The following is a 12889-nucleotide window of genomic DNA, read 5'->3' on the forward strand; positions in this document are numbered from 1 at the left end:
GTCAGCGAATCTCACTGATTTCGGGTCCTCGCTGGAAGGGGTTGAGCCCGGGGTCGGACGCGTCCTGCTCGGGGGTGTTCTCGTTGGGACGGCGCAGCGGGATCGCCTCTTCCCTGGCCATCGGGTCGCTGCCGCGCACCACGACGATGTCCCTGACGAAGTCGAGAAACTCCTCCGCGACCTTCTCGTCGAGGGCGGCGCGGCCGCTGATGATGGCCAGCAGGAGCCAGCGCGGGCCGTCGACGCCGAGGTAGCGGATCTGGCGGCGTTCGCCGTCGGACTCGACCTCGCCCCTCAGCTCGGGACCCAGCGGGCCCTCGCTCACGGACAGGCCGCTCGCGGTGCTGGTGATCTTGGTGCGTACCTCGTCCCACAGGCCGGAGGACTTGGGCGCGGCCATCGCCTGGACCTGCAGCGTGCTCTCCTCGTAGAGGGCGATCACGCTGACGTGCTGGTCGCCCATCGCGGCCAGGCGGATGTCGAACGCCGGGTGGTGCGGGACCCGCAGGCCGCCCAGGTCGATCCGGTCTGACTCCGGGTGCGTCTCGTCGGCGTCCCAGGGACCCGACTCGCGTCCAGGCTCGCGTGCCGCCGATTCCTCGGCGGCCGGCTCCTGCTCGCGACGCTTGCGTCGGAACACGTTCCTCACTCCTTAACGTCCGGTAGAACCAAAGCCGCCGTTGCCGCGTGCCGATCCGGGCAGGCGCTCGACCTCGGCGAAGGCGGCGCGCTCCACACGCTGGATGACCAGCTGGGCGACCCGGTCGCCGCGGCGCAGGCGGAAGGCGTTCTTGGTGTCGGTGTTGATCAGCGTCACCTTGATCTCGCCACGGTATCCGGCATCGACGGTGCCGGGGGCGTTGACGAGGGTCACGCCGTGCTTGGCGGCCAGGCCCGACCGTGGGTGCACGAACGCGGCGTAGCCGTCGGGCAGCGCGATCGCCAGGCCGGTGCCGACCATCGCGCGCTCGCCGGGCAGCAGTTCGACGTCCTCGGCGGCGTAGAGGTCGGCGCCGGCGTCGCCCGGATGGGCATAGGACGGCGGCGGCAGCTCGCGGTCGAGCCGCTGGATCAGGACCTCTGTGTCCGTCGGGCGCGCGAGGCTCGCACGCCTCCCGTCCGCTCCGCCCACTGCGTCGGACTCACTCCCGCTCACGGGTTCACCTCGTACTCGTGATGTTCGGCCGCCATGGCCTCGGCGTCGCCGTGCTGCGCGAAGTGCTCCATGTTCACTTCTACGAACAGCGCCGCGGCGCGGACGGCGACCGGGCCGTCGGGGGCGCCGACGCGCCCCTCAGCCTCAAGGTACGCCTTCCGCCCCGCCATACCGGTGCACCAGGCACGCAGGTGGAGTGTCGTGCCCACGGGAACCGGGAGGAGGTAGTCGGTCTCCAGGCGGGCCGTGACATACGGCTTGTGGAACAGCCAGATGGACATTCCGATGACTTCGTCCATCGCCGCGGCGAGCACGCCGCCGTGCGCCAGCCCCGGCGCTCCCTGGTGGGCCGTGCCGACGGTGAACTCCGCCTCGACCGTGGCCCCGTCGGGCGTGCGGGCGGCGAGGTGGAGGCCGGTCGGGTGGTCGGCGCCGCAGCCGAAGCACCGGCTGTAGTGGGAGCCGAGCGCCGAACCCGGCGGGGGCGCGTTGAGGTGCGCCTTCGGCTGGTCCGCGCCCTCGGGAGGCGTGGTCAGGGAGGAACGTGTCACGGGTGACGAGGTTACTCCTTGCCGGAGACCGCCACGTCCTCGGCGGCCGCTTCCGGCGCGGGCGCACCGGGCTTCGCGGGCGCGGACTCACCGGGCCCCTGGGGCGCGGGCTTCGCGGGTGCCTGTGGTGTGGACGGCTCCGCGGGCGGGAGCTCCTGCGGCGGATCGTGGCGCAGCTCGGGCAGCGCCCGGTAGATGACGGCGGCCACAGGGACCGCCACCACGGCGCCCGCGATGCCGCCCATGATGCCGCCGACCGCCAGCACCAGGATGATCGCCAGCGGGTGGAAGTTGAGCGCCCGCCCGACGATCAAGGGCTGCAGCACGTGGTTCTCCAGCTGCTGCTCGACGATGAGCACGATGAGGAAGACCAGCGCCTTCCACGGCTCGACCGACCCGAGCGTGACCAGCGTGGCCACGGTGCCGGCGAAGAAGATGCCGACGATGGGGATGAAGCTGGCCAGGAAGATCAGTACGGCCAGCGCCGCCCAGAGCGGCACCCCCAGCCCGGCCAGCACGATGCCCATGATCACGCCGTGCACCGCGGCGACCGCGACCGTGCCCTGGACGTAGTGGGAGATCGTGACCCACGCGGCGGTGCCGGCCCTGTCGACCCGCGGCGCCATGCTGCCGAACCCCTTCAGGAACCAGCCCCAGATCCGGTCGCCGTCCTTGAGCAGGAAGAAGGTGACGAACAGCAGCAGCACGATCGAGGCCAGGATCTCCACGAAGACCTGACCGGCGGCCAGCGCGGTGCTGGTCAGCGCCGCCTGCTGCTGGGTGATCCAGCTCGTGATCTGCCCGGTCCACTTGCTGAGCTCGGCTTCACTGAGGTGCAGCGGCCCCACCAGCATCCAGTCGCGCACGTTGTTGATCGTCGCGGTGATCTGCTTGGCGAGCTGCGGGAACTCCTCGCTGGCCCGCGTGCCCACCAGCCATCCGGTGCCGCCCAGGATGGCCAGCGCCACCAGCATCGTCAGCCAGGTGGCGTAGATCGGGCGCAGCCCGCCCTTACGGAAGAAGCGCGTCAGCGGATAGAGCAGAGCGGCCAGCAGCAGCGCGATCGCCACCGGCAGCGCCACGAAGCTCAGCCGGGCGATGACCTGCGCGAAGACGTAGACGACCACGCCGACGAGGATCAGGCAGGCACTCCACGCCGCCATCCGGGCCAGGAAGGGCGGCACGAGTTTCGTCAGTCGGTCGGAGAACACGTGTTCAAGACTGGCACGTCCCACCGACAGATGCGCGCACATATTCGGGCCTGTGCAAGGTCAGCGGCCCATGTCACGTTCGACGCATGAAGGCTGTCCCGATCTTAGTGGCGCTCCTCATGGCGCTGTCCGGTATCACCGCCTTACCCGCCCACGCGAACGGCGGCCTCGCGCTGGAGGTGCTCTCCAGCCGCGCTGACCAGGTGAGCGGCGGCGACGCCCTGCTGAGGGTGCGCCTCGCCCCGCGGCTGAAAGTGCTGCGCAACGGCGAGGACGTGACCCCGGCCTTCGCCCCCGACCCGGGCGGCAGAACCGCGACCGGTCTGGTGACCGGCCTGCGCTCGGGCGAGAACCTGGTCACCGCGACGGCGCGGCCGTACCGGGACGTGCTGCGGCTGCGCAACCACCCGATCTCGGGACCGATCTTCTCGGGCCCGCAGCAGTACCCGTTCGTCTGCAAGACCGAGCGCACCGGCCTCGGCCCGCCCGTGGCCGACAACCAGGCCCGGCAGGGCTACCGGGTCGAGGGCGGCTGGAGCAAGGACTGCTTCGCCCCGTCGGTCACCGACCGGATCTACCGCTCGACCGGCGGCCAGTGGAAGCCGATGCCCGCCGGGCGCCCGGCCGACATGTCCACGACGAAGCTGCTCGACGGCCGCACCGTCGACTTCGTGGTCAAGCGCGAGCGCGGCGTCATCAACCGCTTCCTCTACTCGATCGCGGTCGTGGAGGGCGGCTGGAACCAGCGGGCCATGTACCGCTTCGACGGCGGCGTCGCGATCGGCCGCGACCAGGGCACGCTCGGCGGCAGCGCCCTCGACCCGCACGGCCTGGGCCTGGGCTACGCGATCCTGCACTCCTCCGGCACGCGTACCTCGACCCACTACAACCTGATCGTCGGCGGCGAGACCGCGCTGATGGTCAAGGAGCGCTTCATCGAGCTGTACGGCAGGCCGCTCTACACCGTGGGCGTGGGCGGTTCTGGCGGCGCCATCCAGCAGTACGTCTACGCCCAGAACCACGGCGACCGGATCATCGACGCCGCCATCCCCCAGTACTCCTATCCCGACATGGTCACCCAGACCATCCACATCGGCGACTGCGAGCTGCTCGAACGCTACATGGACGCCTCCCCGCGCTGGGCGAACTGGAACTCCAGGACCGCCCTGATCGGCCTGAACGCCAGCGACACCGTCGCCAATCCGTACACGAGGCAGCCGGGCGCCAGCGAGTGCGTGATCGGCTGGCGCGGACTGACCCCGCTGGCCATGAACCCGAAGTGGACCGACGACAACGACCCCGAGTGGGCCAAGATGGACCCGCCGGGCGTCAAAGACACCGTCCACTGGACCCACTGGGAAGACCTCAGGAACGTCTACGGCGTCGGCCCCGACGGCTACGCCCGCTCCCCCTGGGACAACGTCGGCGTGCAGTACGGCCTGAAGGCCCTGCGCGACGGCGTCATCACCCCCGAGGAGTTCCTGGACGTCAACGAGAAGGCGGGCTCGTGGAAGGAGTCGCGCGACATGGTCCAGGAGGGCTGCCCGTTCGTCCCGGCCGCCTGCCCGGCCGACTGGGACCCGTGGAGCGCCCGCAACATCGCCCCCGGCCGCAGGACCGGCGATCCGGTCGCGATCCGCAACGTCGAGCGCAGCGGCCTGGTCTTCAGGGGCGACATCGACATCCCGGTCATCGACTGGCGCCACTACCTGGAAGACCAGCTCGACATGCACAACAGCCACCAGTCGTTCGCCTCGCGGCAGCGGATGCTCGACCATGACGGCGACGCCGGCAACCAGGTGATCTGGTTCACCGACGCCCGGCCGGACGGGCCGCGCTTCGACCAGACGCCGCAGGCGCTCGAGGTCATCGACGCGTGGATGGCCAACATCCGCGAGCGCCCGTGGCGCGGGGTGCCGGGCAACAAGCCGCCGCTGGCGGTGGACCGCTGCTTCGCCACCGACGGCACGCAGATCGCGGCCGGTCGCGGCGTGTGGAACGGCATCCTCGACCGCCGCGAGCCGGGCGCCTGCACGAAGGCGTTCCCGCTGTACTCGACGAGCCGGATCGTGGCGGGCGGCCCGATCGAGGGCGGGGTCTTCAAGTGCCGGCTGCAGCCGGTCGCCAAGGCGATCGCCCGCGGCCTGTACGGCACGTGGCAGCCGGACCCCGCCGAGCGCGCCCGGCTGGACGCGGTCTTCCCGGCGGGGGTGTGCGACTACTAGCCGAGCTCCACCTCGACGGTGAGCGACTCTCCCGGTTCCAGGACGAACTCCTCGACGTTGCCCGCGCCGCAGAGGTCGTCCTGGGCCAGCCGTACCAGCGCCACCTCGGGGCCGGTGACGGTCAGCCTGGACACCTCGGCCCGCATCGACTGCTTGGCCTCGGACTTGGCCTTGCGCACCCGGCGCAGGATCTCCGAGGCCACGGTCAGCACGGCGGGGTCGCCCGCGCCCGGGGCGGCCTGCGGCCACGCGGCGCGGTGGACCGAGCCCTCGCGCCACCACGACCAGACCTCTTCGGTGACGAAGGGCAGGAACGGCGCGAACAGCCGCAGCTGCGTCTCCAGCGCCCGCCGCAGCGCCACGATCGCCGAGGCGTCCCCCTCGTACGCCCGCGCCTTGACGAGCTCCAGATAGTCGTCGCAGAACGACCAGAAGAACCGCTCGGCGACCTCGAGGGCCCTGGTGTGGTCGTAGGACTCGAAGGCCCGGCCCGCCTCGCCGACGGCCTCGTCCAGCGCGGCCAGCATGGACAGGTCGAGCGCCTGGGTCACCTCGCCGCCGACGTCGCCGAAGCCGAGCACGAACTTGGAGGCGTTGAGGATCTTGATGGCCAGCCTGCGTCCGACCTTGAGCTGGCCGGGGTCGAAGGCGGTGTCCACTCCGTAGCGGCCGTTGGCGGCCCAGTAGCGCACGGCGTCGGAGCCGTACTGCTCCAGCAGCGCCATCGGGGTGACGACGTTCCCCTTGGACTTGGACATCTTCTTGCGGTCGGGGTCGAGGATCCAGCCCGACACCGCCGCGTCGCTCCACGGCAGGCTGCCGAACTCCAGGTGCGAGCGGGTCACCGAGGCGAACAGCCAGGTGCGGATGATCTCGTGCGACTGTGAGCGCAGGTCCATGGGGAAGACCCGGCGGAAGAGGTCGTCGTCGGTCTTCCAGCGGCCGGCGATCTGCGGCGTCAGCGAGGACGTGGCCCAGGTGTCCATGACGTCGGTGTCGCCGGCGAAGCCGCCGGGCACGCCGCGCTGGTCCTCGCTGTAGCCGGGGGGCACGTCGGAGGACGGGTCGACCGGCAGCATCTCCTCCGGCGGCAGGATCGGCTCGTCGTGCAGCCGGTTGCCCGAGCCGTCGAGCTTGTACCAGACGGGGAAGGGCACACCGAAGAAGCGCTGCCTGGAGATGAGCCAGTCGCCGTTGAGCCCTTCGACCCAGTTGTCGTAGCGCACCCGCATGTGCGGCGGATGCCACTTCAGCTCCCGCCCGCGCTCCAGCAGCCGCTCGCGCAGCGCCTGGTCGCGCCCGCCGTTGCGGATGTACCACTGGCGGGTGGTGACGATCTCCAGCGGCTTGTCGCCGCGCTCGTAGAACTTCACCGTGCGCTGGACGGCCTTGGGCTCGCCGTCGAGGTCGCCGGACTCGCGCAGCATCTCCACGATCCGCTCGCGGGCGCTGTGGACGGTCTTGCCGGCCAGTTCCTTGTACGGCTCGCCGTCCACGCCCTCCGGCGGCTCGGGCAGCAGGCGCCCGTCCCAGCCGATGACCGAACGCGTGGCCAGCCCCAGCTCGCGCCACCAGGTGACGTCGGTGACGTCGCCGAAGGTGCAGATCATCGCGATGCCGGAGCCCTTGTCCATCTCGGCCAGGCGGTGGGCCAGGATCGGCACCTCGACGCCGAACAGCGGCGTGAGCACGCTCGTGCCGAACAGCGGCTTGTAGCGCTCGTCGTCGGGATGGGCCACCAGCGCCACGCAGGCGGGGATGAGCTCGGGCCGGGTGGTCTCGATGAAGACCGGCCCCTGGTCGCCGTAGAAGGAGATCCGGTGGAAGGCGCCCGGCCACTCGCGGTCCTCCAGCTCCGCCTGCGCGACGGCGGTGCGGAAGGTGACGTCCCAGAGCGTCGGCGCCTCGGCGAGGTAGGCCTCGCCGCGCGCGAGGTTGCGCAGGAAGGCGCGCTGCGACACCGCGCGGGAGTCGTCGCCGATCGTGGTGTAGAGCAGCGACCAGTCGACCGACAGGCCGACGCGCCGCCAGACCTCCTCGAAGGCCCGCTCGTCGACGGCGGTCAGCTGGTGGCACAGCTCGACGAAGTTGCGCCGCGAGATGGGGATCTCCCGCTTGCCCGGCTTGTCCGGTGGAGCGAACTCCGGGTCGTAGGGCAGGGAGGCGTCGCCGCGCACGCCGTAGACGTTCTGCACCCGGCGCTCGGTGGGCAGGCCGTTGTCGTCCCAGCCGATCGGGTAGAAGACCTCGTAGCCCGCCATCCGCTTGTAGCGGGCCATGATGTCGGTGTGGGTGTAGGAGAAGACGTGGCCGACGTGCAGCGAGCCGGAGACGGTGGGCGGCGGGGTGTCGATCGAGAAGATCTCGGGCCGCTCACGGGTACGGTCGAAGCGGTAGACGCCTTCGTCCTCCCAGCGGGCTACCCATACCTGCTCCAGGCCGTCGAGAGTCGGTTTCTCCGGCATGGCGGCATGGCGTAGTCGCTGTTGAGTCATGCCTCCTTATGGTACGGCTTCGCACGGCTCGCAGAAGCTAGAGACTAGTGTTCGTTACATAGGCGAAGGAGTGATCAGGATGGCGGACGACAAGCCGGATGTCGCGTGGCGGGTGATCGGCGGTCTGGTGGGTCTGGTGACGGCGTGGGCGGCCAGGAAGCTGCTCGGGATCGTCTGGGTCAAGGCGACGGGCAAGGAGCCCCCGATCGACTCGGAGTCCCCCGAGGTCAGCATGGGTGAGGCCATCGGCTACGCGGTCGTGATGGGCGTCGGCATGTCGGTGGCGCAGATCGTGGTCAACAAGACCGCGAAGAAGCGCTACGACGCCTGGAAGGCGCTCAAGACTCCAAAGCCGTGAGAAACTCGCTGGCCCAGCGGTCGACGTCGTAGGTGGCCACCCGGCGCCGCATCGTGCGCATGCGCCGGGCCAGCTCGTGCGGCGAGGCGTTCATGGCGGCCATCATCTCCCGTTTGAGTCCCTCCACGTCGTACGGATTGACCAGGTACGCCGAGCGCAGCTCGGCGGCGGCCCCGGCGAACTCGCTCAGCACCAGCGCGCCCTGCAGATCGTGGTGGCAGGAGACGTACTCCTTGGCCACGAGGTTCATCCCGTCGCGCAGCGGCGTCACGACCATGATGTCGGCGGCCAGGTAGAGCGCCGCCAGCTCCTCCCGGTCATAGGACTGGTGGAAGTACTGGACCGGCTGGGCCCCCAGCACCGAGTACTCGCCGTTGATCCGGCCGACCTGCAGCTCGATGTCGTCGCGCAGCCGCCGGTACTCCTCGACCCGCTCCCTGCTGGGCGTCGCGATCTGCACGAACACCGCCTCGCCCGGAGCCAGGCTCTCATCGCGCAGCAGTTCCCCGAAGGCTTCGAGCCGCTGCCCGATGCCCTTGGTGTAGTCGAGCCGGTCGACGCCGAGCAGCACGTGCTCGGGGTCGCCGAGCTCGACCCGGATCTCCTTGGCCCGGTGCATGATGTGCGGCTCGCGCACGAGCGTGTCCAGCTCGGAGAAGTCGACGGAGATCGGGAAGGCCTGGGTGGTGACGACCCGGTCCTCCAGGAAGATCTCGTTGCTCTTGTACGGCAGGCCGAGCAGCCGCCGGCACAGCATCCGGAAGTTGGCCGCCCCGCCGGGCAGCTGGAAGCCGACCAGGTCCGCCCCGAGCAGCCCTTCGACCAGCTCGCGCCGCCACGGCAGCCGCCAGAACAGCTCGACGGGCGGGAACGGGATGTGCAGGAAGAACCCGATGCGCAGGTCCGGCCGCATCTTGCGGAGCATGGCGGGAACGAGCTGCAGCTGGTAGTCCTGCACCCACACCACCGCGCCCTGATCGGCGACCTCGGCGGCGGCCTGTGCGAAGCGCTCGTTGACGGTGCGGTAGGACTCCCACATCTCGCGTTCGAACACCGGCGGCGCGACCACGTCGTGGTAGAGCGGCCAGAGCGTCGAGTTGGAGAAGCCCTCGTAGTAGAGCTCGACCTCTTCCGAGGTCAGCGGGACCGGGATGAGGTCCATGCCGTCGTTCTCGAACGGCTCCAGGAGCTCGTCGGCGGCGCCGTGCCAGCCGAGCCAGGCGCCTTTGCGGCGCTGCATGACCGGGGCGATGGCGGTGACCAGTCCTCCAGGGCTTCGACGCCACGATGCCGTTCCGTCAGGCCCTACCGTGCGGTCCACCGGCAGGCGGTTCGCCACGATCAGGAACGAGCTACGGCTGGTCACCAAGGATTCCCTCCTACGACTCACTGTACGCAAGCCGCAAGGCACGGCTCACGGCGGCCGCCACCTCTTCGGTCCCCGCATGGGGGATCATCGCGGCGATGTGGGCGTCGGGCCTGACGAGCCATACCTCATCCGGCGCCGCACCGAGAGTCTCGGCCAGGGCTCCGGTCCCATCGATCTCCGCGAGCTCGCGAACGGCGAGCGGCGCCGTAGTCACCTTCCCCGGGATCTGGGCAAACAAACCCGAATCGCACATTTCACCCAGGAGTAGCAGGAAACCGCTCCTGCACATCTCGCGCAGCCGTCCCCCCGGCACGGGACAGTCCGGAAGGATCACCCCGGGCGCCGGAGCCGGGCTCTGTCCCTTGGGCGGGCGCCCGGCGAAGGGACGGCCCGGCGTGGTGAGCGGGGAGTCGACGTACCAGTACGGCTCGGCGAAGCGCCCGGAGTCGACCTCCTCGATCGCGCCCCGCTCCAGCACGTCGCGCCGGTGCGCCCGCCCGGCCTCGTCCGTGGGCACCAGGAAGCGCATGGTGGCCGTGGTGACCTCCAGGTTCTCCCGGGCGGCGGCGTGCCGTTCGTCGTGGTAGGTCTCCAGCAGTTCCTCCGGGGCCCAGCCACGCAGGACGGCGGCCAGCTTCCAGGCGGCGTTCTCGGCGTCGGGCACGCCGGAGTTGAGCCCGCGGGCGCCGAAGGGGGCCACGAGGTGGGCGCAGTCCCCGGCCAGCAGGACCCGTCCCACGCGCATCCGGGAGGCGATCCGGGAGTGGAAGCGGTAGACCGACTGCCAGACGAGCTCATACGGCCGGTCGCCGATGATTTGCCTGATTTTTCGCGAAATATCATCTGATGTTGCGAGGTAGCCGGGCGGGACCTGCCAGTCGATCCGATACGTCGAGCCGGGACACGGGTGGATGAGGACCTGGCGGCCGGGGTTCCACTCCGGGTCGAAGTAGAAGCGGCGCTCCTGCTCCCAGCCCGGCAGGTCGGCCCGGATGTCGCAGATGAGGAACCGGTCGTCGAAGGAGTGCCCGTCGAAGGTGACGCCGAGCGCCTGCCGTACCCCGTGGGCGCGGGCGCCCGCGCAGGCCAGCACGTAGGGCGCGCGCGTCACCCGATCGCCGCAGCGGACCGTCACCCCCTCGCCGTCCTGCTCCAGGCCGGTCACCTCGTGGTCCCAGCGCACCTCGATGAGCGGCTCGGCGGCGATGGCCGCGTCGAGCAGTTCCTCCGTGCGGGCCTGCGAGATGTTGACGAACGGCGGCAGCGGGCCCTGCGCGCCGAAGCTCCACGAGAACAGCTCGCGGTCGCGGTAGTAGGTGCGCGCGGTGGTCCACGTCAGGCCCTCCTCGGCCACCTGCGGCACGCCCAGCCACGACCAGAGGTCGAGCACGTCGCGCTGCTGGCAGATCGAACGCGAGCCCTCCAGGTCACGCGCCGGCCTGCGGTCCAGGACCAGCACCGGCAGCCCCCAGCGGGCCAGCAGCAGCGCCGCCGTCTGGCCGACCGGGCCCGCGCCGACCACTATGACTGCAGGGCCGCCCATACGTCCCTGTCCCTCTCGGCGGTCCAGATGACCGGGCGCTCGATCCCGTGCAGCTCGTCCCACAGCCGCGAGACGTCGAACGGCAGGCAGTGCTCGAAGATCGGCCAGCGTCCGTAGCGGGGCGCGAGCGCCGCGTGGGTGCGTTCGAACGCCTCCTTGAGCGTACGGCTGCCGCCCACCTCCCTGATCATCACGTCCAGGAACTCGCGCGTCTGGGCGATGGCCGCCTCGACCCCGTCCTTGCCCGTCGCCACCGCGCCCCTGCCGCCGACCAGCGTCCCGGCGCCGAACTCCGCCACCCGGTCGAGCGTGCCCGACGCCCAGTCGCGGTGGAAGGCGTCGCCGGTGTACAGGGCGGCCTGCGACTCCACGAGGTCTCCGGCGAACATGATCCGGTGCTTCGGCAGCCACATCACCAGGTCGCCCTCGGTGTGGCCGCGCCCGCAGTACGCCAGGACCAGCTCGCCCCTGTCACCGCCGAGCTCGATGGTGAAGCGGTCGCTGAACGTGGCGGTGGGCCAGGTCAGGCCGGGGATCGAGGCGGGTTCCTTGAACAGGCGGGGCATCCTGCCGTACTCGCTGGCCCAGTCCTGCTCGCCGCGCTCGGCGATGAGCTCGCGGGTCTTCTCGTGCGCCACGATCACGTCCGCGCCGAACGCCGAGGCCCCCAGGACCCGCACGGCGTGGTAGTGGGACAGGACCAGGTAGCGCACCGGTTTGTCCGTGTGCTCACGCAGCTTCGCCAGCCACTCGCGGGCGGCGACCGGGGTGGCCAGCGCCTCGAAGCACACCACGAAGTCCTCGCCCTCGACCGCGCCCACGTTGGGGTCGCCCTCGGCGGTGAGCGCGTAGACGCCCTCGGCCAGGACGTGCAGCGTCTGCCGCTTCTCGCCCAGATCCTCGGATGAGGCGAACGGCTTGGCCATCTTCTTCCGCTCCTTCACAACAGGCGCTCTCAGGCGTTTTCAGGCGTTCTCAGGCGTCGAAGTCCGCTGTGACGTGCTCGGTGACGGGGTGGCTCTGGCAGGCCAGCCTGTAGCCGGCCGCCAGTTCTCCGGGCTCCAGCGCGTAGTTCTGGTCCATCGCGACCTCACCCCTGCTCACCCGGACGCGGCAGGTGCCGCAGACGCCGCCCCTGCAGGCGTAGGGCGCGTCCGCGCGCACCCTCAGCGCGGCGCCGAGCAGGCTCTCGTCGTCGCGCAGGTTCACGCGCGTGGTGCGGCCGTCGAGCGTGAAGTCGAAAACCGCCCCATCCGGTACGGCATGCGCCCTCGCGACCGGCTCCCCCGCGTAGAACAGCTCGTAATGGACCCGTCCGCCCCCCAGCATCCCCCTGACCGTCTCGACCAGGCCGATCGGGCCGCACAGGTAGTACTCGTCGGCCTCGCCGAGCAGGGGCAGCAGGGTGCGCATCTTGTCCGCGTCGATGCGGCCGCTGGCGATCGGCGCCTCCTGGGGCTCCTGGCTGAGGACGTGGAGGAGGTTGAGGCGGCTGCCGTAGACGTCCTTCAGGTCGGCCAGTTCCTCGGCGAACATGACCTCTCTGGCGGTTCTGTTGCCGTAGACGAGGGTGAAGCGGCTGAGCGGCTCGACCTCCAGCGTGGTCGTCAGCAGGGAGATGACGGGGGTGATGCCGGATCCGGCGGCGATGGCCAGATGATGCCGCGATTTTTCCGGATACAGCGGGGTGGTGAACCGGCCGAGTGGCGGCATTGCCTCCACCACGTCTCCCGGCTTGAGCATGGAGTTGGCCCACTCGGAGAACGCACCACCCGGGAGCCGCTTGACCCCGATCCTGAGAGGGCCGCCCGCCGGGGAGCAGATGGAGTAGCTGCGCCGTACCTCAAGGCCGTCGAGGAAGACGCGCACGGTGAGATGCTGCCCCTGCACGAACGGCAGTCGCTCCTCGAACGTCACCGCCACCGCGTCGTCGGTCAGGCGTTCCACGGCCGCGACCGTGAGTGGCCGGAAGCGGCTCACG

11 protein-coding genes are annotated in these 12889 nt (G+C 70.4%); 2 read left to right on the forward strand and 9 right to left on the reverse strand.

Features of this window, described 5'->3' with window-relative positions; translation table 11 throughout:
• Position 1: 1 nt before the first annotated feature.
• The 4 genes from ACIBHY_RS17300 to ACIBHY_RS17315 are packed head-to-tail and all read right to left on the reverse strand — an operon-like array spanning position 2 to position 2918.
• A complete protein-coding gene (locus ACIBHY_RS17300) occupies positions 2–640 on the reverse strand; it encodes a DUF3710 domain-containing protein (protein ID WP_397242372.1) in 639 nt (212 codons plus the stop codon).
• Between the two features lie 12 nt (positions 641–652).
• Positions 653–1132: a dUTP diphosphatase gene (gene dut / locus ACIBHY_RS17305; protein WP_397101315.1), complete on the reverse strand. Its 480-nt coding sequence runs from the start codon at positions 1130–1132 to the stop codon at positions 653–655.
• A gap of 20 nt (positions 1133–1152) precedes the next feature.
• Entirely contained in the window at positions 1153–1707 is a 555-nt protein-coding gene (locus tag ACIBHY_RS17310) for a PaaI family thioesterase (protein ID WP_397100609.1), read from the reverse strand.
• A gap of 11 nt (positions 1708–1718) precedes the next feature.
• Positions 1719–2918: an AI-2E family transporter gene (locus ACIBHY_RS17315; protein WP_397242368.1), complete on the reverse strand. Its 1200-nt coding sequence runs from the start codon at positions 2916–2918 to the stop codon at positions 1719–1721.
• An 86-nt stretch (positions 2919–3004) separates the two neighbouring features.
• Here ACIBHY_RS17315 and ACIBHY_RS17320 point away from each other — a divergent pair, with 86 nt between their 5' ends.
• Positions 3005–5143 (forward strand): DUF6351 family protein, encoded by a 2139-nt coding sequence (locus ACIBHY_RS17320; RefSeq protein ID WP_397242366.1) that lies wholly within the window; start codon positions 3005–3007, stop codon positions 5141–5143.
• On the opposite strand, the gene valS is transcribed toward ACIBHY_RS17320, so the two are convergent.
• A complete protein-coding gene (gene valS / locus ACIBHY_RS17325) occupies positions 5140–7638 on the reverse strand; it encodes a valine--tRNA ligase (protein WP_397307164.1) in 2499 nt (832 codons plus the stop codon). The two genes, ACIBHY_RS17320 and valS, sit on opposite strands and share 4 nt — an antisense overlap.
• Positions 7639–7717: 79 nt before the next feature.
• Here valS and ACIBHY_RS17330 point away from each other — a divergent pair, with 79 nt between their 5' ends.
• On the forward strand, positions 7718–7996 hold the full coding sequence (locus ACIBHY_RS17330; RefSeq protein WP_379609721.1) for a DUF4235 domain-containing protein: 279 nt from the start codon (positions 7718–7720) through the stop codon (positions 7994–7996).
• On the opposite strand, the gene ACIBHY_RS17335 is transcribed toward ACIBHY_RS17330, so the two are convergent.
• Genes ACIBHY_RS17335 through ACIBHY_RS17350 form a run of 4 tightly spaced genes read right to left on the reverse strand, consistent with a single transcriptional unit; the run spans position 7977 to position 12888 of the window.
• The gene (locus tag ACIBHY_RS17335; RefSeq protein ID WP_397242362.1) at positions 7977–9362 is read right to left on the reverse strand and encodes a trehalose-6-phosphate synthase; all 1386 of its coding nucleotides are present in this window, start codon (positions 9360–9362) and stop codon (positions 7977–7979) included. The two genes, ACIBHY_RS17330 and ACIBHY_RS17335, sit on opposite strands and share 20 nt — an antisense overlap.
• 13 nt (positions 9363–9375) lie before the next feature.
• Positions 9376–10908: an FAD-dependent monooxygenase gene (locus ACIBHY_RS17340; protein WP_397307165.1), complete on the reverse strand. Its 1533-nt coding sequence runs from the start codon at positions 10906–10908 to the stop codon at positions 9376–9378.
• Positions 10887–11834: an MBL fold metallo-hydrolase gene (locus ACIBHY_RS17345; RefSeq protein WP_397307166.1), complete on the reverse strand. Its 948-nt coding sequence runs from the start codon at positions 11832–11834 to the stop codon at positions 10887–10889. Before ACIBHY_RS17345 ends, ACIBHY_RS17340 begins: the two co-directional genes overlap by 22 nt.
• A gap of 49 nt (positions 11835–11883) precedes the next feature.
• Entirely contained in the window at positions 11884–12888 is a 1005-nt protein-coding gene (locus ACIBHY_RS17350; RefSeq protein WP_397242358.1) for a 2Fe-2S iron-sulfur cluster-binding protein, read from the reverse strand.
• Position 12889: the final 1 nt, after the last annotated feature.

Source organism: Nonomuraea sp. NPDC050547, assembly GCF_044457345.1.
Taxonomy (GTDB): domain Bacteria; phylum Actinomycetota; class Actinomycetes; order Streptosporangiales; family Streptosporangiaceae; genus Nonomuraea.

Excerpts from the sequence above, each read along its gene's own strand:
- ACIBHY_RS17320 (WP_397242366.1), top strand. The coding sequence starts at position 3,005 with ATGAAGGCTGTCCCGATCTTAGTGGCGCTCCTCATGGCGCTGTCCGGT.
- valS (WP_397307164.1), bottom strand. The coding sequence starts at position 7,638 with ATGACTCAACAGCGACTACGCCATGCCGCCATGCCGGAGAAACCGACT.
- ACIBHY_RS17330 (WP_379609721.1), top strand. The coding sequence starts at position 7,718 with ATGGCGGACGACAAGCCGGATGTCGCGTGGCGGGTGATCGGCGGTCTG.
- ACIBHY_RS17340 (WP_397307165.1), bottom strand. The coding sequence starts at position 10,908 with ATGGGCGGCCCTGCAGTCATAGTGGTCGGCGCGGGCCCGGTCGGCCAG.
- ACIBHY_RS17345 (WP_397307166.1), bottom strand. The coding sequence starts at position 11,834 with ATGGCCAAGCCGTTCGCCTCATCCGAGGATCTGGGCGAGAAGCGGCAG.